The following is a 22,484-nucleotide window of genomic DNA, read 5'->3' on the forward strand; positions in this document are numbered from 1 at the left end:
TAATTAATGATGAGAGTTCGTTACAAACCGTGGGCCGAAGATTATTTAAAGAACCATCCTGATTTAGTAGACATGGACGGTGCTCACGCTGGTAAAATGTCTGAGTGGTTCGAAAAAGAACAACCGATTTATATTGAAATTGGTTCAGGAATGGGACAATTTATAACAACATTAGCAGCACAATATCCAGAGATTAATTTTGTATCAATGGAACGTGAAAAAAGTGTGATGTACAAAGTTCTTGATAAAACTAAAGAGATGGGCCTAAAAAATTTAAAAATGATTTGTAATGATGCTATTGAGCTTAATGAGTATTTTCAAGATAATGAAATATCTAGAATTTACTTAAATTTTTCAGATCCTTGGCCTAAAAAGCGTCATGCAAAAAGACGTCTAACGTATCATACATACCTTGCATTATATAAACAAATACTTAAAGATGACGGTGAAATTCATTTTAAAACTGATAATCGTGGTTTGTTCGCATTTAGTATAGAAAGTATGTCGCAATTTGGAATGTATTTTACTAAAATGAATTTAAATTTACACGATGAAGATGATGAAGATAATATTGTGACAGAATATGAGAAGAAATTCTCTGAAAAGGGATCTCGTATTTATCGAATGGAAGCTAAATTTCATAAATGTTTTGAATAGAATAAGTAACTTATGATTAATATCAAACCAACTTTTATGTTTAAAATTATCATGAAAGTTGGTTTTTTTACAAAAAGCCCCAAATGATTTTAAATATAAATTCATTTGGGGCGAAGTTATTGTGATAGGGTTTTGTTATTATATAATATCAATTTTGACTCAGAGTTCAATAATGTCAATAATTTGTCCTGACACAGCATCTGCATAAAACTCATAATTAATAAGATGGTCATTTTTTAATACTGTGATGCCACCTTGGTATATTGGTTGGTTCTGATTTATATTTTCTAAAACAATTGGTTCTTGCACAATATAGGAACCTTTTACTTCTCTAAAATAAGTTTTGACTTCATTAAGTAATAATTCGGCGTTATACAGTTTTTTCTTCGTCAAAAAAATGAGAGAAAAGATTAATATTAAAAAAGCTGTAGAAAAAAACAATATGGTTATTTTTTTAAAATTAACTGACTTCATCACAAATTCTCCTCTTACATAATTCATATCATTAGTTTACCATATTGAAGATGATATAATTAAGCATAAGGAGTGAGAATTTATATGACTATTGATAACTCAAAAACATTGGAACGAATTAAAATATTAACAGAACTTCATGGAGCACCCGGTTTTGAAGATGAAGTGAGAAGTTATATGAAGAGTGAAATGGAACCGTTCGTGGATAAGTTTATTCAAAATAAGATGGGTGGTTTCTATGGAATAAAAAAATCAAATAAAGAAAACGCACCTCGAGTTATGATAGCAGCACATATGGATGAAATAGGTTTTATGATTACTCATATTAATGATAATGGAATGATTCAATTTACAAATTTAGGTGGCGTAGCTAATGATATTTGGCAAGGGCAAAGGTTAAAGATAAAAAATAGGTGCGGTAAAGAAATTATCGGAGTAGTTGCTAATATTCCTAAACATTTTAGAACAGGAAATGAAAGCATACCTCAAATCAAAGATTTAATGTTAGATATTGGTGCCTCTTCATCAGAAGAAGTACGCAATCGGGGTGTGGAGGTTGGTGATACAATAGTTCCTCACACAATAATGACTCAGTTGTCAAATAACAGATATAGCGCGAAAGCCTGGGACAATAGATATGGTTGTGTCTTAGCTATTGAGATATTAGAATTATTAAAAGACGTTCAACTAGATGTTGATTTATATGTTGGTGCCAATGTACAAGAAGAAGTTGGTCTTAGAGGAGCTAAAGCTGCCGCAAAGCAAATTAATCCTGATATTGCATTCGTTGTCGATTGTTCCCCTGCAAATGATATCAAAGGTAAACAACAACTTTCTGGTATGTTAGGGGAAGGGACTTTAATTCGTATCAAAGATGGTACTATGATACTTAAACCAATATTTAGAGATTATCTCCTTAAGCTAGCACAAGAAAATCAGATTGCATATCAATATTATATATCACCTGGTGGTACAGATGGTGGGGAGATTCATAAAGCGAATGAAGGTATACCAACAGCTGTTATTGGAGTGTGTGCACGTTATATTCATAGTACAGATGCGGTGTTTGATATTAGAGATTATTTTGCTGCACGTCACTTGTTAAAAGAAAGTATTATTCATTTAACAAGTGAACAAATTCAACAATTACAATATGGAAAGGAAATTTGACATTTATGATTAAACTTGAATCAGAACAACAATTTGAAGAATTAAAAAAAGGGTATACAGTATTTGAATTCACTGCTGAATGGTGTCCAGATTGTAAGGTGATTGAACCGGATTTACCTAAATTAGAGAAAAAATACAGTCAATTACAATTTGTGTCTGTAGATAGAGATCAATTTATAGATATTTGTGTTCAAAATGATATTTTAGGTATTCCTAGTTTTCTTATCTTTAAAGAAGGTCAACTTTTAGGAAGTTATATAGGTAAAGAGAGAAAATCAATTGATCAAATTGATCAATTTTTATCTCAACACATTTAATAATTAGTCAGAAAATGACTCAGCAAATCTACATTAATTTATAATAACAAATTAATGTGATTATCTGAGTTTTTTCTGTTAACTCAACATTATTTATTGTAAACTGTAAAAAGGTGCGAAAATAGGGAGTGTTAATAATGAATGTCTTCCAAATGAGAGATAAATTGAAAGCGCGTTTAAAACAATTAGACGTAGAATTCAAGTTTGATAGAGAAGAAGAAACGTTACGTATTGTAAGAATTGACAATCACAAAGGTGTAACGATTAAACTTAACGCTATCGTCGCAAAATACGAAGAACAAAAAGAAAAGATTATAGATGAAATTTGTTATTATGTCGAGGAAGCAATCGCTCAGATGGGTGATGAAGAGATAAATAATGTTGAGGACATACAAATTATGCCGGTTATAAGAGCTACAAGTTTCGATAAAGAAACTAAAGAAGGTCATGCATTTGTGTTAACAGAACATACTGCTGAAACTAATATATATTACGCTCTTGATTTAGGAAAATCTTATCGGCTAATAGATGAAAATATGTTACAAACATTAAATTTAACTGCTCAACAAGTGAAAGAAATGTCACTATTTAATGTTCGTAAGTTAGAGTGTCGCTATAGTACGGATGAAGTTAAAGGTAATATTTTTTACTTTATCAACACAAATGATGGATATGATGCAAGTCGTATTTTAAATACTTCCTTTTTAAATCATATTCAACACCAATGTGAAGGTGAAATGCTTGTTGGTGTGCCACATCAAGATGTATTAATTCTTGCGGATATTAGAAATAAAACAGGTTATGATGTTATGGCTCATTTGACTATGGAATTCTTTACTAAAGGACTTGTTCCGATTACTTCTTTATCATTTGGTTATGATAACGGACATCTAGAGCCAATATTTATTTTGGGAAAAAATAATAAACAAAAAAGAGACCCTAACGTTATTCAACGTTTAGAAGCTAACAGAAAAAAATTCAAAAAAGATTAATGAAAGAAATGGAGTTTTATAAATGAACTTATTTTACAATCCTAAAGGTGTTGGAGATGTTGCATTTATTCAAATTGAACCTTCAGTTGGCCCTTTTGAATATGAGCAAAAACAGAATGTGGTAGAAATAAAAAAAGAAAATAAGGTCGTAGGTTATAATATATTTCGTGTGTCTAACAATGTGACAATAAATGATAATGGACATATTAAACTAACTACTGAATTAATCAAAGATTTCCAACAACTAATTACTGAAGCAGGTTTTGATTATCAACTTGATACTGATGTATCGCCTAAATTTGTAGTGGGTTACGTAGAAACTAAAGAAAAACACCCTAATGCAGACAAACTAAGTGTGTTAAATGTAAATGTTGGTACTGAAAAACTTCAAATTGTTTGTGGGGCTCCAAATGTAGAATCTGGTCAGAAGGTCGTTGTTGCAAAAGTTGGAGCCGTTATGCCAAGTGGCATGGTAATCAAAGATGCCCAATTACGTGGGGTGGATTCTAGTGGTATGATTTGCTCAATGAAAGAATTAAATTTGCCTAATGCTCCTAAAGAAAAAGGAATTATGGTACTTAATGATGACTATGATATTGGTCAGGCATTTTTTGAATAATTAAGAAAGGTAGTGTAATTATGAGCTGGTTTGATAAATTATTTGGCGATGACAACGGTTCGAATGACGATTTGTTACGCAAAAATAAAAATAGACGTCAGTCTCAGCAATCAAAACAAAATAATCAAGACTCATTACTGCCTCAAAATAATGATATTTATAGTCGACCAAGAGGTAAATTTAGATTTCCTATACAAGTTTCTGAAAATGAATATACGCAAAAAAATGAAAGTTATAATGAACATAGCCAAGAAGAAACAAATGATACGATGAGTTCATATAACCAGCATGATAACCTTGATTTTGTTTCTTCTGGTAAAAGACATCGACGCCGTCGCCAAGCGTATTCAAAACACAATCAATCTAAGATTACACAGCAAAAGCAATTTGCAGATAATAATTATACAAATAATAACAGTATTTTTAATCAAAACGACAATCAGAAATCTTCACAACAACGCAAATCAATACAATCTGAAAATATTAAAAACAAAGCAAACACTAAGAATACGTCGACATCTCCTGGATTTACATATATAAATCATAGTTTTAAATCAAGTGAGGTACCCTCAGCGATTTTTGGTACAAAAAAACGAAGACCGATTGAGAATGGTGTCATACCACCAGAACATAAGGAATTAAATGATAAAGAGATTGTTCAAAAGGATGAAGGCTCACATTCAACGAAATCAGTAGGTGCGTCAATAAATGTTTCTAATAGTAACGATGATAATGTTGAAAAAAATCAACAGAAAAAACAACAAACAACTGCTCAAACTGAGTCATCATCAGAAAATATTCATAATGTTGAAAAGTCAAATTATCAAACTACTAAGCGTAAAACACCAAATTATTCTAAAGTAGATAATACGATTAATATTGAAAACATCTATGCTTCACAAATTGTAGAAGAAATCAGAAGAGAAAGAGAACGTAAAGTTCTTCAGAAACGACGTTTTAAGAAAGCCTTACAACAAAAACGTCAACAAAATCAACAGTCAGAAGAAGATTCAATTCAAAAAGCTATTGATGAAATGTATGCGAAGCAAGCCCAACATTATACAGGCGAAAGTTCATTGGATTTAGAAAATGAAAGCAATCAAGATTCGTCACCTAATAGCCTTGAGAAACAAACAAACAGCAGCAACATAGACAATAAAGAAGTGAAAAATAATGCAACTTCATTTAACTACGAAGAAATTGACTTAGATGCGACAACAGATGTATATAAAGTTAATGAAGAAGAAACTGAATCTAAAATTGATGAAGATTTAGTATCATCTAATCATTATCATTCTAATGATGATTCGGAAGTAGAAGATGCCGAATATCACGAATTAGATGATAACCGACAACAAAACCAAAGTAAGTCCCAAGAGGATATAATTAGTTCAGAATCAATTAATTCAAATATGGATGATAATGCAATCAGTGCAAGTGTAGATAATGACACTGAAAGAGCTAAACCAAATGAGGATAAAAATGATACAGAAATTACACACTTAGATGAAACAACAAGTGCAAAAGTTAGTGACGAGAAGACTAAATCTAATACAAACAATTATTTAGAACAAGAAAAGAATGTAAAATTAAAAAATGTAAATTCATCAAAATCTTCAAATTCTGATACAGTTCAAACAAGAAAACAACGTTTTGGTGGTAGTAGACCGTTTAATGTTTTAATGACACCGTCAGATAAAAAGAGAATGATGGATCAAAAACACAAAAAAATAAGTGTTCCAGAGCTTACACCTGAAAGAAAAGCGAATGCAAATCATAGAAAAGACAGGGAACCTAATAAATCTGAAGAATTTAAACAAATCAATACTAATAGAAAAACGGATTCTAATAGTAATGAAGCTAATGGCATTGAGCATGATATTAATTCAGCAAGTGATAATCGCGTACATGAAACATCATCCAAACAACACGATGAGCAAATACAAAAGCTACAAGATGATTTTCATTTTGAGAACCCAAACCATGCTAAAACTAACAATTCAAATGAAACTGGCAATCAAAGTAATATAAGTCATTCAAAACGGGCGCAATATTCAACAAATGAAAGTGAAAATATTGATACACAAACTTCAAATTCAAGTACATCAAATCAAAATTTTCAACGTATTCGTAAAGGCCCGAATATTAAATTGCCGAGCTATCAATTATTGGAAGAACCAGAACCACATGAAAAAGATCAAGATTGGATAGATAATAAAAAGCAAGAATTAAATGACGCATTATATTATTTCAACGTGCCTGCGGAAGTGAAAAATGTAACAGAAGGACCGAGTGTTACTCGATTCGAATTATCTGTTGAAAAAGGTGTTAAAGTATCAAGAATCACTGCATTACAAGATGATATAAAAATGGCTTTAGCTGCTAAAGATATTAGAATTGAAGCACCAATTCCAGGTACAAGTTTAGTAGGTATTGAAGTGCCAAATCAAAATCCTACGAAAGTGAATTTAAGGTCAATTATTGAATCTCCTAAATTTAAAAATACAGAGTCCAAACTTACGGTTGCAATGGGATATCGAATTAATAATGAACCCTTATTGATGGATATCGCTAAAACGCCTCATGCACTTATCGCTGGTGCTACAGGGTCAGGCAAATCAGTATGTATCAATAGTATCTTAATGTCTTTACTTTATAAAAATCATCCAGAAGAATTGCGTTTATTACTCATTGATCCGAAAATGGTAGAACTTGCACCGTATAACGATTTACCACATCTTGTATCACCCGTAATAACAGATGTAAAAGCAGCTACACAAAGTTTAAAATGGGCTGTTGAAGAAATGGAAAAACGTTATAAATTGTTTGCTCAATATCATGTCAGAAATATTACTGCTTTCAATAAAAAAGCACCTTATGAGCAAAGAATGCCTAAAATTGTTATAGTTATTGATGAGTTAGCTGATCTCATGATGATGGCACCACAAGATGTAGAACAATCAATTGCACGTATAGCTCAAAAAGCTCGAGCTTGTGGTATCCATATGTTAGTTGCTACACAACGACCATCAGTGAATGTAATCACTGGTCTTATTAAAGCTAATATACCTACTAGAATTGCATTTATGGTTTCATCGAGTGTTGATTCTAGAACGATTTTAGACAGTGGTGGCGCTGAAAGATTATTAGGTTATGGTGATATGCTTTATCTAGGTAGCGGTATGAATAAACCTATACGTGTTCAAGGTACATTTGTTTCAGATGACGAAATAGATGAAGTTGTTGACTTTATTAAGCAACAGCGTGATCCTGAATATTTATTTGAAGAAAAAGAACTATTAAAGAAAACACAAACTCAAGCACAAGACGATTTATTTGATGATGTATGTGAGTTTATGGTTGAAGAGGGACATATTTCTACTTCTCTTATCCAAAGACATTTCCAAATTGGTTATAACAGAGCGGCAAGAATTATCGATCAGCTAGAACAATTAGGATATATTTCAGGTGCTAATGGTTCTAAACCAAGGGATGTTTATATTACAGAAGCGGATTTAAATAAAGAATAAAATGAGTAAGGAGTATTGAAATGACACACTATCATTTTGTCGGAATTAAAGGTTCAGGCATGAGTTCATTAGCACAAATCATGCATGACCTCGGTCATGAAGTACAAGGTTCAGACATAGAATCTTACGTTTTTACAGAAGTTGCCTTAAGAAATAAAGGGATAAAAATCTTACCCTTTGACGCAAATAATATTACAAAAGAAATGGTTGTCATCCAAGGTAATGCATTTCCTGATAATCATGAAGAAATTGTTAAAGCACATGAATTAAAGCTTGATGTCATTAAGTATCATGACTTTCTTGGTCATGTTATAAATCAATATACATCTGTTGCTGTTACAGGCGCACACGGTAAAACGTCTACAACTGGTTTGTTATCACATGTGATGAATGGAGATAAAAAGACCTCATTCCTAATCGGTGATGGTACAGGTATGGGACTACCAGGAAGTGACTATTTTGCTTTTGAGGCTTGTGAATACCGTAGGCACTTCTTAAGTTATCATCCTGATTATGCAATTATGACTAATATTGATTTTGACCATCCAGATTATTTTAAAAATATCGATGATGTTTATGATGCATTCCAACATATGGCGTTAAATGTTAAAAAAGGAATTATTGCTTGGGGTGATGATGAATATTTACGTAAATTAGATGTGGATATTCCGGTTTATTATTATGGCTTTAAAGAAACAGATGACATCTATGCTAAAAATATTCAAATTACTGAAAAGGGTACGCAATTTGATGTATATATTCAAGGTGAATTTTATGATCAATTCTTATCCCCACAATTTGGAAATCACAACATTCTAAACGCACTTGCTGTAATAGCAATTAGTTATTTAGAAGACATGAATGTAGAGAATATTAAAGAAGCCCTGATAACATTTGGTGGTGTAAAACGTCGTTTTAATGAAACAAAAGTATCAAATCAAGTATTAGTAGACGATTATGCACACCATCCAAGAGAAATTAGTGCTACAATTGAGACAGCGCGAAAAAAATATCCACAAAAAGATGTTGTTGCCGTTTTTCAACCACATACGTTCTCAAGAACTCAAGCATTTTTAAACGAATTTGCTGAGAGTTTAAGTAAGGCAGACCAAGTATTTTTATGTGAAATATTCGGTTCAATAAGAGAAAATACGGGAGATTTAACTATAAAAGATTTAATCAATCGTATTGACGGCTCGACGCTTATAGATGAAAATAGTATTGACGTATTAGAAAAATTTGATAACGCTGTAATTTTATTTATGGGCGCAGGTGACATTCAAAAGTTACTAAAAGCTTATTTTGAAAAATTAGGCGTAAAAAATGATTTTTAATATGTTTATATAAAAGCATCATGGGTATTAAATATTAATGACTTTTATTTTATGGTAATTAGGAGGCGTTTTTAATGGATTGGATTTTACCAATTGCAGGAATCATCGCTGCGATAGCGTTTTTAATTCTATGTATCGGTATCGTCGTGGTACTTATTTCTGTTAAAAAGAATTTAGACTATGTGGCTAAAACACTGGATGGTGTTGAAGGCCAAGTTCAAGGTATTACTCGTGAAACGACTGATTTACTTCATAAAGTGAATCGCTTAACTGAAGATATTCAAGGTAAAGTTGATCGTTTAAATTCTGTAGTTGATGCTGTTAAGGGCATTGGAGACTCAGTACAAAACTTAAATGGATCTGTAGATAGAGTTACAAACTCAATTACGCACAATATTTCTCAAAATGAAGATAAAATTTCTCAAGTTGTACAGTGGTCAAATGTTGCAATGGAGATTGCTGACAAATGGCAAAACAGATACAATCGTAGAGGAAGTGCAAACTACAAAACAAACACTGTAGCAGATGATGCAAATCATAGCTACAATTCTCGTGTTAATAAATAATTAATACTATTTAATGACAAATGCACTTAAATGAGGCTTTTACTTATTTAAGTGCTTTTGTTTTAGGAGGAAAGTTTATGAAACATTATAATCGTGATAATTTCGAGAAAAGCCATACAAGCGAAGAATTGTATCATCGCTCATCTCGTTCACAATCTAACTCATTGAAACGCAAGGATTTCGTAGTTAGTTTCATAGCAAGTGCGATAGTAGGTTCTGCTGTTGGATTGTACTATAAAAATAAAATATATAAAAAAACGGATGAATTGAAAGAAAAAGAACAAGATTTACGCAGTAAAGTTGAAGACTATAAACAACGAGCGGAAGATACAATGTTTTCTGTTAAATCTAAAGTTGAGCAATTAAAAAATGATTCCAAAGATAATATACATGCAGATGAATTACAAGCTCAAAAAGCTGCGATACAACGCGAAACGCATTTAGCGGATGAATCACCGGAAGCTCAAGCAATTCAAGAAGCAAAAAAAGAAACAAAAAAAGCGGATGGTGTGAGACCATCAGCAACAGAATTAGCAGCTCAACAAAATGCGATACAACGCGAAACGCATTTAGCGGATGAATCACCAGAAGCTCAGGCAATTCAAGAAGCTAAAAGTGAAGTTGATTCAAACAATAAAACATCTATGACACACATAGATAGTGAGAAAGAACCTTCTGCTGAAGAAATTGCAATTGCTCAAACGGCAGTTAAAGAAGAAGTACGTAGCCATAATTTAGCAAACCCATCTGCAAGTGTAGAAGATACTAAAAGTAAGTCAGAAACTGAAACAGAAAAATTAGCTGCAGCGGCAAAAGCAAAAAGAGATAAAATAAATAACAATAATAAAGTTGCTAGTAACACGAAAAACCTAATGCAAGAAGAATCTATAAAACATTCAAATAACTCTGATGTTCCAAATCTTGTAACTAATTTAAATCAATCTCAAGCATCAGGTACTAATTCAGATGCTTATCGCTTAGCACAGGCAGCAAAAGAGAAAAAATCTAAGCTCACAAATGGTTCTAAAGAAACACAACTTACAGAATCATTGTTAAAAGAACCATCAATTGCTAAAGCTCAAACAAAATTGAAGCGTATCCCTACACTTATTACTGAATCTAAACAACATTTAAATAATCCACACATCCAAAAAAATGCGAATCAGACTAAAAACATCACAGCAACTAAAGAGGATTCCGAAGGCAAACAGCAACATACACCTAATCAAAACAAACGCAATAAACAGCAAAAAGTAGAAAAAACTAGTAGCAAAATTGAAAAACGAACATTTAATGATTAATCTCGAGTTTTAAATATTCACAATGATAAAGTGTACAATGAAGTGTATTGAACATTGTAAAAGTTATATTCTTTATCTACTTAACACGATTTATAAACTATTGTAATTATTATGTTAAATTTTAAATGTAAGTCATTAATTTAAGATATTATTTCACTTTAATTTTAGATATTTAAATAATATCAGACATCTAGAGGTAGGACGACGAATTTATATTCAGTTCGTTCCTATCTCTTTTAACATTTAAATAATATTGGAATGTCATTATTTAATAAATTATTATTTACATAAATTTACAGAAGATTTAGTATTTTCTGTAAATTAACGCTTGAACTATAAATGTGAAATTGTTAAAATTAGATTTGAATATTTTTAATTTTATCGCTTTAAAGTAACATACTTTATGCGGAACTATATCTTAGAGGTGAGTAGAAATGACGAATAAACTAGAACAGTATAGAGAAGAAATTGTTTCCTTAAATGATCAAATATTAGAATTACTATCGAAGCGAGGAGAATTAGCACAGAAAATTGGTGAAGAAAAAATTAAGCAAGGTACACGAGTATATGATCCTCAGCGTGAAAAGGAAATGATTAATCAGCTATTAGATAAAAATAAAGGTCCATTTAACGACAATGTGATTAAGCAATTATTTAAAGAAATTTTTAAAGCCTCTACAGATTTACAAAAATCAGAAAATGAAAAACATCTTTATGTATCACGTAAATTGAAACCTGAAGATACGATTGTTAAATTTGATAATGGCGGAATCATTGGTGATGGTAATAAATCATTTGTATTTGGTCCTTGTTCTGTAGAATCACAAGAACAAGTTGATGCTGTAGCACAAGATTTGCAGGCTAAAGGTGAGAAATTTATTCGTGGTGGAGCGTTTAAGCCTAGAACTTCTCCTTATGATTTCCAAGGTCTTGGAGTAGAAGGTCTTAAAATTTTGAAAAATGTTAAAGATAAATATAACTTAAATGTAGTAAGTGAAATAGTTAATCCAAATGATTTCGAAATCGCTTCAGATTATTTGGATGTTTTCCAAATTGGTGCTAGAAACATGCAAAATTTTGAGTTGCTTAAAGAAGCTGGTCGTACAGACAAACCTATTTTATTGAAACGTGGTTTATCAGCAACGATAGAAGAATTTATCTATGCAGCTGAATATATTGCTTCACAAGGTAACCGAAATATTATTTTATGTGAGAGAGGTATTCGTACATACGAAAAAGCAACTAGAAATACATTAGATATCTCAGCTGTACCTATTTTAAAGCAAGGAACACATTTACCTGTTATGGTTGATGTAACGCATAGTACAGGTAGAAAAGATATTATGTTACCGACAGCGAAAGCGGCTTTAGCCGTTGGTGCTGATGGAGTTATGGCCGAAGTTCATCCAGATCCTTCTGTTGCTTTAAGTGATGCTGGTCAACAAATGGATCTTAATGAATTCAATCAATTTTATCATGAATTAAAACCACTTGCTGATATGTACAATTCGAAGAAACTGAAATAGTAGATCAATGTATCGTTATACAATTAAATAAGTAATAATTTCCCATAGTTCTATATATTTTGAGCTATGGGAAATTTTATTTATACCAACTCATTAATAAAAAATCACATAAAAAATATTAAATGTAACGAAGTTTTTAACAGAATTGTGACAAAAACATAAAATGATTTCACAAACTATACAAATATGATAAACTTTGAAAATGATATGAAAACACGTTATAATAACAAATAAAACGTTTACAAGGAGGAAATTATGACAGTTACAATTTATGATGTAGCCCGAGAGGCCAGGGTATCAATGGCAACTGTTTCACGTGTAGTAAATGGAAACCAGAATGTTAAACCAGAAACACGTAATAAAGTAAATGAAGTCATTAAAAGGTTAAACTATCGACCTAACGCAGTTGCAAGAGGTCTTGCAAGTAAGCGTACAACGACGGTTGGAGTTATTATTCCTGATATTTCAAATGTTTATTACTCTCAACTTGCAAGAGGTTTAGAAGATATTGCAACAATGTACAAATATCACTCAATTATCTCAAACTCAGATAATGATCCAGAAAAAGAAAAAGAAATTTTTAATAATTTATTAAGTAAACAAGTCGACGGTATTATTTTCTTAGGTGGAACTATTTCTGAAGAAATTAAAAGTCTTATTAATCAATCATCTGTACCAGTCGTAGTTTCTGGAACGGATGGTAAGGATGATCATATTGCATCTGTAAATATTGATTTTAAACAAGCAGCCGAAGAAGCAACACAATATCTTATAGAGAAGGGTGCTAAAACTTTTTCTTTAATAGGTGGAGAATATTCTATAAAGGCACAAGATGATGTCTTAGAGGGTCTTAAAAATGTTTTAAGTCAGCATCAACTGAAATTAGACGATACATTACATTTATCTGGCAATGAAAGTTACAAATCAGGTATAAAAACATTTGAACAATTACAATCGAATTTACCAGATGCTGTTCTTTGTATCAGTGATGAGCAAGCAATTGGTATATTACATAGTGCACAAGACGCTGGTGTGAAAGTACCTGAAGATTTACAGATTATTAGCTTTAACAATACACGTTTAGTTGAAATGGTGAGACCACAGTTATCTAGTGTTATTCAACCATTGTATGATATTGGTGCTGTTGGAATGAGATTACTGACTAAATACATGAATGATGAAGAAATTGAAAATCCTAATGTTATATTGCCTCATAGAATAGAATATCGTGGGACAACTCAGTAAAAATAATGAGTGACATATTAGATATCTAGATTAATGCTCTATAGTGAAAAAAATATTTTCATTATAGAGTGTTTTTCATATTCTTTTATTGTATCTAAATCATTCAATTTTTCTATATAAATTCACTTTAACAGATATTACTAAGGAATAACTTTGTAATTGTTCTTGTTATTACAATTAAATATTTATTAATTTTATGGATGAATATGATTATCATATTATCAACGAATTACAAGTTTTGTGATTCGTGTAACTTTTGCAAAATTTCTTATGTATCCAGAATACGAATAGCATGAGTATTTCTTAAATGACGAACTTTTAGTACTAAATACATTAAAATATTCGACATTTAAATGTAAGTCGGTTATCATGATTCATATAACTCGTTAATTATATATAATCAAGGGGCTGAATATTTTGGCACATTTATCAGATTTAGAAATAGCAAACTTATCAAAACTTAAACCAATAAGTGAAATTGCAAGAAAAGTAGGAATTACTGAGGATGCTTTAGAACCATACGGCCACTATAAAGCTAAAATAGATATTAATCAGATACAAGAACAGGAGAAAAAAGGGAAAGTCGTATTAGTAACTGCTATGAGCCCAACACCTGCTGGTGAAGGAAAATCCACAGTAACTGTAGGTTTAGCTGATGCATTTAACAAGTTGAATCATAATGTTACCGTTGCATTACGAGAACCTGCCTTAGGACCAACTTTTGGTATTAAAGGAGGCGCAACTGGTGGTGGTTATGCTCAAGTACTTCCTATGGAAGATATTAATTTACATTTTAATGGTGATTTTCATGCAATTACTACTGCAAACAATGCACTTTCTGCATTTATCGACAACCACCTACATCAAGGAAATGAATTAGGAATTGATCAAAGAAGAATTGAATGGAAACGTGTTTTAGATATGAATGATCGTGCGTTACGTCATGTTAACGTAGGATTAGGTGGTCCAACTCACGGAGTACCTAGAGAAGATGGTTTTAATATAACAGTTGCGTCAGAGATAATGGCTATTTTATGTCTAAGCCGAAATATCGAAGACTTAAAAGAAAAAATAAGTCGAATTACCATTGGTTATACACGTCATCATAAACCGATAACAGTTTCTGATTTGAAAGTAGAAGGTGCATTAACTTTAATACTTAAAGATGCGATTAAACCAAATTTGGTTCAAACAATTGAGGGAACTCCAGCTCTTGTTCACGGAGGCCCTTTTGCCAATATTGCTCATGGTTGTAACTCTATATTAGCAACTGAAACTGCTAGAAACTTATCAGATATTGTTGTTACAGAAGCAGGGTTTGGTTCTGATTTAGGTGCCGAAAAGTTTATGAACATTAAAGCTCGCGAAGCAGGTTTCGATCCTTCAGCAGTTGTTGTTGTAGCAACAATTCGTGCTTTAAAAATGCATGGTGGTGTTGCAAAAGACCAACTTCAACATGAGAACATAGAGGCAGTTGAAGCGGGACTCGTTAATCTTGAAAGACATGTGAATAATATTAAAAAATTCGGTGTCGAACCCATAGTAGCTTTAAATGCATTTATTCATGATACAGCTTCTGAAACAGCGTGTGTGAAACAATGGGCTAAAGATAATCAAGTACGTATTGCTTTAACAGAAGTATGGGAAAAAGGTGGAGAAGGTGGAATTGAACTTGCTAACCAAGTGTTCGATGTAATGCAGGAACCTCAAAACTTTAAGCCTTTATATGAGTTAAAACAACCACTCGAAGCTAAAATTGAAACGATTGTTAAAGAAATTTATGGAGGTTCAAAAGTAAATTTCAGTAGTAAAGCACAAAAGCAATTAAAGCAATTTAAAGAGAATGGCTGGGATGAATATCCGATTTGTATGGCTAAAACTCAATATTCATTTAGTGATGATCAGACATTGTTAGGTGCCCCAAATGATTTTGAAATAACAATTAGAGAACTTGAAGCTAAAACGGGCGCTGGATTCATCGTTGCATTAACTGGTGCTATAATGACTATGCCTGGTTTACCGAAGAAACCAGCTGCACTAAATATGGATGTTACTGATGATGGGAAAGCAATAGGTCTTTTCTAAGAAAATAAAAAAGAGAGTGAGTCAGTGTTGTTAATAAATATTGCTCGCTCTCTTTTTATTACAAAAATTTTGATAAATATATTTGATTTTTATTCGTCTTTCGATTGTTTCAGCAAGTGCTGTTTAATATTGTATTTTTCAGCATTTTTGTATTGTTGTTTAGAAATTTTTCCTTCAACACGCATTCGTTTAAGTACGTATTGTTGACGTTTCATGCTCAATTTTAAAAGATGGTGAGGCTTTATTTTGCCATGTTCGTCATAAGGCGTATAGCCATATGGACTTTGCAGTAAGCCAATGAGATACGCTGATTGTGCAACATTCAAATCTTTTGCAGGTATACCAAACAGACTATATGAAGCGGAAGATATACCAGTTATATTGGCACCGTTGTAGTCATGACCAAAAGGAACGATATTTAAATACGTATATATGATTTCATCTTTTGATAATAAAGTTTCGACCCGTGTAGCCAAGATAATTTCATTTGCTTTACGACTATAAGTTTTTTTGTTTGAGAGCACTTGATTTTTTACTAATTGTTGCGTGATCGTACTACCACCAGAAGATTGGTTTGAATTTGTGATATCTTGAAGCATCGCTCTTAAAAGTGCTTTAGGCATGATACCGTTATGTTTATAAAATAATGTATCTTCAGAGGCTGTAAGTGCATGTATAATATTTGAATTTACATGGTTCGGTCCAACTATAAGTGTATTTTGTGAATGATCATATTCTTCCAAAATTTGATTATTATGATTTATTAGCTCATCGCCAGGTATATGAAGGATTTTTGCTTTCAAATCTTTATCACTTATTGACGAAGCATCTTTTGTTAATTGTTGGAAGTAAAATACTAATGACAACAGTATGATAAAACCAATCAAAAAAAACACCAAAAAAATCATGACACATATATGTTTGACTTTTTTATATAAATGTTCAAATTTAGTATATTTATCTGTAGTTAGTATTTGATACTTGTTGAAATGCATTAGATACCTCCTAAAGTTAGATATAGTATACCACATCTTGAAATTTGACTTTTAAAATAATGTTAACTATAATAATATTCAATTCAATATGTTTTGAATATAAAGGACAAGTAACTTTTGAGAAAGCTTAAAGAGAACTAGTGGTGGCTGTGAACTAGTAGTTTCTTATTGGTGAATACACCTTGCTATTTTTATTATTCAACGTTTTATTAATGAACGTATCATTAATAGAGATATTTATGAGTAACGAACTCTATCTAAGTATGGTGGTACCGTGCATAAGCGCCCTTACATTTTTGTAGGGGCGCTTTTTAATAGGTTTGGATAAATCACTATATTTATTAAATATCTTTAACTTTTTTAATTTAAAAAATTAGGAGGATTTTATCAATGACTAATGCTTTAATAGAAGATTTAAAATGGAGAGGGTTAATTTATCAACAGACAGATGAAGAAGGTATCGAAGAATTATTAAATAAGGAACAGGTCACATTATATTGCGGTGCAGACCCTACAGCTGATAGTTTACATATTGGTCACTTGTTACCTTTTTTAACATTAAGACGATTCCAAGAACATGGGCATCGTCCTATCGTCTTAATTGGTGGAGGTACTGGTATGATAGGTGATCCTTCTGGAAAGTCTGAAGAGCGTGTGTTACAAACAGAATCACAAGTTGAAGCTAACGTCAAAGGCCTGTCTAATCAAATGCATCGATTATTTGAATTTGACAGTGATAAAGGGGCACAATTAGTCAATAATAAAGATTGGCTTGGTCAAATTTCGTTGATTAGTTTTCTTAGAGATTATGGTAAACATGTAGGCGTTAACTATATGCTAGGAAAAGATTCTATTCAAACTCGTTTAGAACATGGTATCTCTTATACAGAATTTACTTATACGATTTTACAAGCTATTGATTTTGGTTATTTAAATCGTGAGTTAAATTGTAAAATTCAAGTAGGCGGTTCTGATCAATGGGGTAATATTACAAGTGGTATTGAATTAATGCGACGAATGTATGGACAAACTGAGGCATATGGACTAACAATCCCATTAGTAACTAAATCGGATGGGAAGAAATTTGGTAAATCAGAGTCTGGAGCTGTGTGGTTAGATCCTGAAAAGACAAGCCCATATGAATTTTATCAATTTTGGATTAATCAATCTGACGAAGACGTAATTAAATTCTTAAAATATTTTACTTTTTTAGAAAAAGAAGAAATTAATCGATTAGAACAATCAAAAAATGAAGCGCCTCACTTACGTGAAGCACAGAAAGCACTAGCTGAAAATGTGACGAAATTTATTCATGGAGAAGCAGCTTTAAAAGACGCTATACGCATTTCGAAAGCACTGTTTAGTGGAGATTTAAAATCGTTATCTGCTAAAGAACTTAAAGAAGGGTTTAAAGATGTACCTCAAGTAACGCTATCTACAAAAACGACAAATATAATTGAAGCACTTATTGAAACAGGTATTGCTTCATCTAAACGTCAAGCTCGTGAAGATGTAAACAACGGTGCAATATATATTAATGGTGAACGTCAACAATCAGTAGATTATGAGTTAAGTAGTAAAGACCTCATTGAAGATGAAATTACAATAATTCGACGAGGAAAGAAAAAATATTTCATGGTTAATTACCAATCATAAATGACAAAAAATTATTTGATTATTTAACAATATTTTATGTATATTGTTAAAATTAAAAGATTTATTTAAAAAGGAATAACTATAAAAGTAAAACTCTGAGTATCTCTTACAATGAAGTATACTCAGAGTTTTTATTTAAAATCGGTCAACTAAAATAGCTTAAAATCAATAAGTATAAAGTGAAAATATTTTATTGAGCAAATTGACTTTGTGATTGAGATGATTCAGGTGCAGGTGCTTGTTTTTTTAATTTCACATTAATATCTTGTGTCTTACCATCTCTGATAACTTTTAGAGTAACCGTTTCACCTGGTTTTTTGCTTTCGTATAAATAAGTTCTTAAATCTGTATCATCTTTTATTTGTTTACCATCTATTCCAGTAATAATATCACCTTTTTTAATGGCATTATCACTGTCCACTTTAGCTACATAAACACCTTTGTCTTTATGAGTATGTAGTTCTTTACGATAGTTTTCAGGAATATCACTTAAGTTTATAAGACCTATACCGATTGAAGGTCGTTCGATTTTACCATGCTTAACGAGTTGTTCAATGGTCACTCTAACTTCATTACTAGGTATAGCAAAACCTATACCTTCTACTTGTGCTGCAGCGATTTTCATAGAATTGATACCAACGAGATTTCCGTTAATATCTACTAATGCACCACCTGAATTACCAGGATTTATTGCAGCGTCTGTTTGTAAAACATTAACTTTAGTATTACCAGCAGAAGTATTGGCATCAATTGTACGTTCGTTAGCTGAGATAATTCCTGATGTAACAGAATTTGCAAATTCTAATCCTAGTGGATTACCCATTGCAAAAACACTATCGCCAGTTTGAACTTTTGATGAATTAGCAAATTGAATTGATTTTATTCCTTTTGTATCCTTTATTTTTAGAACAGCAATATCTGTTAGGGCATCTTTACCTATTAATTTAGCATCTACTTGTTTTGTATTATGTAGTTGAACTTTAATTTCCGAAGCACCATCAACAACGTGATTATTTGTAACGATATATGCGGAACCATCACTTATTTGATAAATCACGCCGGAACCAATCCCCGCTTCTTTTGATTTAGATGCCTTACCATTGAATAGATCATCAAGGTTTGTAGATTTTTGCATGTTTATTACGCCGACAATTGCGGGAGAAACGTCTTTAATCATGTCATGTACTGATTTGTATTGGTTACTTTTACCATCTAACTGATTGCCACCATGACTATTTGAAACTTGATGAACAGTAGCACCTTCATTGTTAAAACCAGTTTTATTAAGGAGTTTACCAATACCTAAGACGAGAAGTGCTCCAATAATTCCAGCGATTATTGCAACAATAATTGTTTTAATCCATGGAAAAGTGTGTCGCTTCTGTGAAGAATTTCGATAGTGGTGTTGATTCTTTTCTTGTTCTGACATTTGTTACCTCCATAATTTGTAGTCTGTATTACTATTATGTATCGTTTGTATAAAATTTGCTAGCAATCAACTATACGACTTTAGGAGTATTATCATAAATGCTATTGTTGTCTTTAAGATTTGGAAGAATCAATGCTTGATAAAAATAACTTTGTAGTCATATTGTTATTTATTTCAGTGCTATAGTTATCAAATGACTAAAGAAAACATGTGTTGTATTGTTCTATGAATTTGATAGTGATAAAATCATTATGATAAAGAAAATAAGCAGGTGACATTATGTACAATTTTATAAGTAAGATTTTAGATGTTATTTTAGTGAAAATGTCTAAATCATTATATGTTATTGGTAAGGAAAATATACCTAAAGATAGTAAATATGTTGTAACTTGTACGCATGAAAGTTATAACGAAGTAATCATGTTAGGAATGGCATTACTCCCTAATCAAATCCATTATATGGCTAAAAAAGAATTATTTAGGAATCAGTGGGCTGGCAAATTTTTGAAATCACTAAATGCATTTCCAGTTGATAGAGAAAATCCTGGTCCAAGTACATTAAAAAAACCAGTGAATTTACTTAAAGAACATAAAACTATAGGTATTTTCCCGACTGGTCATCGTACTTCAGTAGAGGGAGCCCCATTAAAACGTGGTGCAGCTACTATAGCAATGCTAGGGAAGGCGCCTATCTTACCAGCGGCTTATGTGGGTCCCAAAAAAATTCATGGTTTGATTACAGGTCAAGCATTAATCAAAATCGGTAAACCAATTGAGATGGATGATATTCCAAAGGATTTGAAACGTAATGAGAAAGTTGATTTCCTAACCAAAGAAATTGAAAGACGCACAACTCAATTACAAAAAGAACTTAATGAAATTTCACGTAGTTTAAAGAAATAGAGTAATATAGATATCATTACTATTGAGGAACGTCGTACAATTAAATGATTTGTATAGACGTTCTTTCTTTTAGATTATAATTAAGCGTTTACATTAAAGTGGATAATTATTTTTCTAGAGTAAATAATTTGACTTTAATGTATGGTATAGAAAACGATTTTGCATTGCAGTGTTTTAACGTTTGATAATAAAAATAAGGGATGATATAAATGTATAAATTTTTGCAACATTTGGGTAGATCTCTCATGTTACCTGTAGCTGTTCTGCCAGCAGCTGCAATAATTGTAGGTATAGGTCATACTTTAGATGCTTTAAACATACTGCCTCAAGCTGCTCTCTTTTTTACAAGTGTTGGGATCACTATATTAGAGCAATTAGGTATATTATTTGCTATTGGTGTAGCTATCGGTATGGCTAAGAAGAACGATGGCGCAGTAGCATTAGCAGCAGCGTTAGGTTTTTTTATAGTTACGGTAGTACTATCTCCAGAAAAATTAGCAACTTTGTTACAAATTAAAGAATCTAAGATTGATTTAGCATTTAGTCAAATGAATAATGGAAATGTGTTTGTAGGAATTATTATAGGTTTGATTGCTGCATATAGTTATAACAAATTTAGTGAAACGAATTTACCTATGGCCTTATCATTCTTCAGTGGGAAACGACTTGTTCCAATCATGACAGCATTCTTTTGTACAATTTTAGCGGTTATTTTATTATTGATTTGGCCTCCAGTTTTTAATGGCATAGTTACTTTTGGTAAGTGGATTGTTGGTATGGGGCCATTCGGTGCATTATTATATGGTTTTTTTAATAGATTATTAATACCTACTGGGTTGCATCATGCGCTCAACAATGTATTTTGGTTTGATACTGCTGGAATAAATGACATAGGTAAATTTCAAAGTGGTAAAAATGCTATTAAGGGAATTACTGGCAGATACCAAGCAGGATTTTTCCCAGTTATGATGTTTGGTATACCGGCAGCAGCTTTGGCGATGTATCATACTGCGAAGACGAATCAAAAAAAACAAGTTTATGCTTGGTTTTTAGCAAGTTCAGTTTCGGCATTCTTTGTGGGTGTAACAGAACCTATAGAGTTTGCATTCATGTTTGTAGCTCCAGTTTTATTTGTTATTCACGCAGTTTTAACTGGATTATCATTATTTATAGCAGCAATGTTTCAATGGACAGCAGGTTTTTCATTTAGTGCAGGTCTTATAGATTATGTGCTTTCATTAGTTAATCCGATATCTAATCACCCTTGGATGTTATTGTTGCAGGGTGTAGTCTTTTTTATTATCTATTACGTTATCTTTAGAGTTGTCATACAAGTCTTTAATTTAAATACTATAGGAAGGGGAGATAATGAACTTATCGATCCAACATCAAATGATACTTCTGAAATGGAAGTATTACAGAACAAAACCACTACAAGTAAATATTATCAAAATGCTAAACGTATTTTAGATGGATTAGGTGGTAAAGAAAATATTATTAGTTTAAATCATTGTGCAACAAGACTTAGATTGGAGCTTAAAGACAATTCAATTATAGATGAGCAGAAAATTAAAAATGCTGGAGCTATTGGTATAACTCAAAATGGACAGCATTATACCCAAGTGATTATTGGAACACACGTACAACAAGTTGCCAATGAAATGGATCGCCAAATGAATTAGTAT

18 protein-coding genes are annotated in these 22,484 nt (G+C 31.7%); 15 read left to right on the forward strand and 3 right to left on the reverse strand.

Going from position 1 to position 22,484, the window contains the following annotated elements; all coding sequences use genetic code 11:
• Window positions 1-9: 9 nt before the first annotated feature.
• Entirely contained in the window at window positions 10-657 is a 648-nt protein-coding gene (trmB, locus tag HMPREF2897_RS06045) for a tRNA (guanosine(46)-N7)-methyltransferase TrmB (RefSeq protein WP_002457843.1), read from the forward strand.
• 159 nt (window positions 658-816) lie between these two features.
• Here trmB and HMPREF2897_RS06050 read toward each other — a convergent pair whose 3' ends face one another.
• Entirely contained in the window at window positions 817-1,131 is a 315-nt protein-coding gene (locus HMPREF2897_RS06050; RefSeq protein ID WP_002474691.1) for a PepSY domain-containing protein, read from the reverse strand.
• Between the two features lie 84 nt (window positions 1,132-1,215).
• Here HMPREF2897_RS06050 and HMPREF2897_RS06055 point away from each other — a divergent pair, with 84 nt between their 5' ends.
• The 11 genes from HMPREF2897_RS06055 (at window position 1,216) to HMPREF2897_RS06105 (ending at window position 15,816) form a co-directional block, all read left to right on the forward strand.
• A complete protein-coding gene (locus tag HMPREF2897_RS06055; RefSeq protein WP_070592812.1) occupies window positions 1,216-2,301 on the forward strand; it encodes a M42 family metallopeptidase in 1,086 nt (361 codons plus the stop codon).
• Between the two features lie 5 nt (window positions 2,302-2,306).
• Entirely contained in the window at window positions 2,307-2,618 is a 312-nt protein-coding gene (locus HMPREF2897_RS06060) for a thioredoxin family protein (RefSeq protein WP_002446698.1), read from the forward strand.
• 137 nt (window positions 2,619-2,755) lie between these two features.
• A complete protein-coding gene (locus HMPREF2897_RS06065) occupies window positions 2,756-3,610 on the forward strand; it encodes a DUF1444 domain-containing protein (RefSeq protein ID WP_002457840.1) in 855 nt (284 codons plus the stop codon).
• 22 nt (window positions 3,611-3,632) lie between these two features.
• Window positions 3,633-4,229, forward strand: coding sequence for a YtpR family tRNA-binding protein (gene ytpR, locus HMPREF2897_RS06070; protein WP_002446696.1), 597 nt, complete (start codon window positions 3,633-3,635; stop codon window positions 4,227-4,229).
• 20 nt (window positions 4,230-4,249) lie between these two features.
• Window positions 4,250-7,759: a DNA translocase FtsK gene (locus tag HMPREF2897_RS06075; RefSeq protein ID WP_070592813.1), complete on the forward strand. Its 3,510-nt coding sequence runs from the start codon at window positions 4,250-4,252 to the stop codon at window positions 7,757-7,759.
• 20 nt (window positions 7,760-7,779) lie between these two features.
• Window positions 7,780-9,093, forward strand: coding sequence for a UDP-N-acetylmuramate--L-alanine ligase (gene murC, locus HMPREF2897_RS06080; protein WP_002457837.1), 1,314 nt, complete (start codon window positions 7,780-7,782; stop codon window positions 9,091-9,093).
• Between the two features lie 74 nt (window positions 9,094-9,167).
• Window positions 9,168-9,659, forward strand: a complete 492-nt coding sequence (locus HMPREF2897_RS06085) for a DUF948 domain-containing protein (RefSeq protein WP_001830868.1) — start codon at window positions 9,168-9,170, stop codon at window positions 9,657-9,659.
• A 77-nt stretch (window positions 9,660-9,736) separates the two neighbouring features.
• On the forward strand, window positions 9,737-10,960 hold the full coding sequence (locus HMPREF2897_RS06090) for a YtxH domain-containing protein (protein ID WP_070592814.1): 1,224 nt from the start codon (window positions 9,737-9,739) through the stop codon (window positions 10,958-10,960).
• A 434-nt stretch (window positions 10,961-11,394) separates the two neighbouring features.
• Window positions 11,395-12,486: a bifunctional 3-deoxy-7-phosphoheptulonate synthase/chorismate mutase gene (locus tag HMPREF2897_RS06095; protein WP_001830908.1), complete on the forward strand. Its 1,092-nt coding sequence runs from the start codon at window positions 11,395-11,397 to the stop codon at window positions 12,484-12,486.
• A gap of 255 nt (window positions 12,487-12,741) precedes the next feature.
• Window positions 12,742-13,731 (forward strand): catabolite control protein A, encoded by a 990-nt coding sequence (gene ccpA, locus HMPREF2897_RS06100; protein ID WP_002446692.1) that lies wholly within the window; start codon window positions 12,742-12,744, stop codon window positions 13,729-13,731.
• A gap of 417 nt (window positions 13,732-14,148) precedes the next feature.
• The gene (locus HMPREF2897_RS06105) at window positions 14,149-15,816 is read left to right on the forward strand and encodes a formate--tetrahydrofolate ligase (protein ID WP_002490151.1); all 1,668 of its coding nucleotides are present in this window, start codon (window positions 14,149-14,151) and stop codon (window positions 15,814-15,816) included.
• 89 nt (window positions 15,817-15,905) lie between these two features.
• Here the strand turns inward: HMPREF2897_RS06105 and HMPREF2897_RS06110 are convergent, their stop codons facing one another.
• Window positions 15,906-16,811: a transglycosylase domain-containing protein gene (locus HMPREF2897_RS06110; RefSeq protein ID WP_002446690.1), complete on the reverse strand. Its 906-nt coding sequence runs from the start codon at window positions 16,809-16,811 to the stop codon at window positions 15,906-15,908.
• A gap of 390 nt (window positions 16,812-17,201) precedes the next feature.
• Here HMPREF2897_RS06110 and tyrS point away from each other — a divergent pair, with 390 nt between their 5' ends.
• Complete coding sequence (gene tyrS / locus HMPREF2897_RS06115; protein WP_002446689.1) at window positions 17,202-18,467, forward strand: tyrosine--tRNA ligase; 1,266 nt, start codon at window positions 17,202-17,204, stop codon at window positions 18,465-18,467.
• Between the two features lie 190 nt (window positions 18,468-18,657).
• Here tyrS and HMPREF2897_RS06120 read toward each other — a convergent pair whose 3' ends face one another.
• Window positions 18,658-19,896 (reverse strand): S1C family serine protease, encoded by a 1,239-nt coding sequence (locus tag HMPREF2897_RS06120; protein ID WP_058702852.1) that lies wholly within the window; start codon window positions 19,894-19,896, stop codon window positions 18,658-18,660.
• A 279-nt stretch (window positions 19,897-20,175) separates the two neighbouring features.
• Here HMPREF2897_RS06120 and HMPREF2897_RS06125 point away from each other — a divergent pair, with 279 nt between their 5' ends.
• Together HMPREF2897_RS06125 and nagE are read left to right on the forward strand one after the other, a co-directional pair.
• Window positions 20,176-20,799 carry a lysophospholipid acyltransferase family protein gene (locus HMPREF2897_RS06125; RefSeq protein WP_002446687.1) on the forward strand — a complete coding sequence of 208 codons (624 nt, stop codon included), beginning with the start codon at window positions 20,176-20,178 and terminating at the stop codon, window positions 20,797-20,799.
• A 209-nt stretch (window positions 20,800-21,008) separates the two neighbouring features.
• Window positions 21,009-22,481, forward strand: coding sequence for an N-acetylglucosamine-specific PTS transporter subunit IIBC (nagE, locus tag HMPREF2897_RS06130; RefSeq protein WP_002446686.1), 1,473 nt, complete (start codon window positions 21,009-21,011; stop codon window positions 22,479-22,481).
• Window positions 22,482-22,484 lie beyond the last annotated feature (3 nt).

It is taken from the genome of Staphylococcus sp. HMSC065D05, from assembly GCF_001813195.1.
GTDB lineage: Bacteria > Bacillota > Bacilli > Staphylococcales > Staphylococcaceae > Staphylococcus > Staphylococcus epidermidis.

Excerpts from the sequence above, each read along its gene's own strand:
- HMPREF2897_RS06050 (WP_002474691.1), bottom strand. The coding sequence starts at position 1,131 with ATGAAGTCAGTTAATTTTAAAAAAATAACCATATTGTTTTTTTCTACA.
- nagE (WP_002446686.1), top strand. The coding sequence starts at position 21,009 with ATGTATAAATTTTTGCAACATTTGGGTAGATCTCTCATGTTACCTGTA.
- HMPREF2897_RS06125 (WP_002446687.1), top strand. The coding sequence starts at position 20,176 with ATGTACAATTTTATAAGTAAGATTTTAGATGTTATTTTAGTGAAAATG.
- ytpR (WP_002446696.1), top strand. The coding sequence starts at position 3,633 with ATGAACTTATTTTACAATCCTAAAGGTGTTGGAGATGTTGCATTTATT.
- murC (WP_002457837.1), top strand. The coding sequence starts at position 7,780 with ATGACACACTATCATTTTGTCGGAATTAAAGGTTCAGGCATGAGTTCA.
- ccpA (WP_002446692.1), top strand. The coding sequence starts at position 12,742 with ATGACAGTTACAATTTATGATGTAGCCCGAGAGGCCAGGGTATCAATG.
- HMPREF2897_RS06055 (WP_070592812.1), top strand. The coding sequence starts at position 1,216 with ATGACTATTGATAACTCAAAAACATTGGAACGAATTAAAATATTAACA.
- tyrS (WP_002446689.1), top strand. The coding sequence starts at position 17,202 with ATGACTAATGCTTTAATAGAAGATTTAAAATGGAGAGGGTTAATTTAT.
- HMPREF2897_RS06110 (WP_002446690.1), bottom strand. The coding sequence starts at position 16,811 with ATGCATTTCAACAAGTATCAAATACTAACTACAGATAAATATACTAAA.
- HMPREF2897_RS06120 (WP_058702852.1), bottom strand. The coding sequence starts at position 19,896 with ATGTCAGAACAAGAAAAGAATCAACACCACTATCGAAATTCTTCACAG.
- HMPREF2897_RS06075 (WP_070592813.1), top strand. The coding sequence starts at position 4,250 with ATGAGCTGGTTTGATAAATTATTTGGCGATGACAACGGTTCGAATGAC.
- HMPREF2897_RS06060 (WP_002446698.1), top strand. The coding sequence starts at position 2,307 with ATGATTAAACTTGAATCAGAACAACAATTTGAAGAATTAAAAAAAGGG.
- HMPREF2897_RS06065 (WP_002457840.1), top strand. The coding sequence starts at position 2,756 with ATGAATGTCTTCCAAATGAGAGATAAATTGAAAGCGCGTTTAAAACAA.
- HMPREF2897_RS06090 (WP_070592814.1), top strand. The coding sequence starts at position 9,737 with ATGAAACATTATAATCGTGATAATTTCGAGAAAAGCCATACAAGCGAA.
- HMPREF2897_RS06095 (WP_001830908.1), top strand. The coding sequence starts at position 11,395 with ATGACGAATAAACTAGAACAGTATAGAGAAGAAATTGTTTCCTTAAAT.
- HMPREF2897_RS06085 (WP_001830868.1), top strand. The coding sequence starts at position 9,168 with ATGGATTGGATTTTACCAATTGCAGGAATCATCGCTGCGATAGCGTTT.
- trmB (WP_002457843.1), top strand. The coding sequence starts at position 10 with ATGAGAGTTCGTTACAAACCGTGGGCCGAAGATTATTTAAAGAACCAT.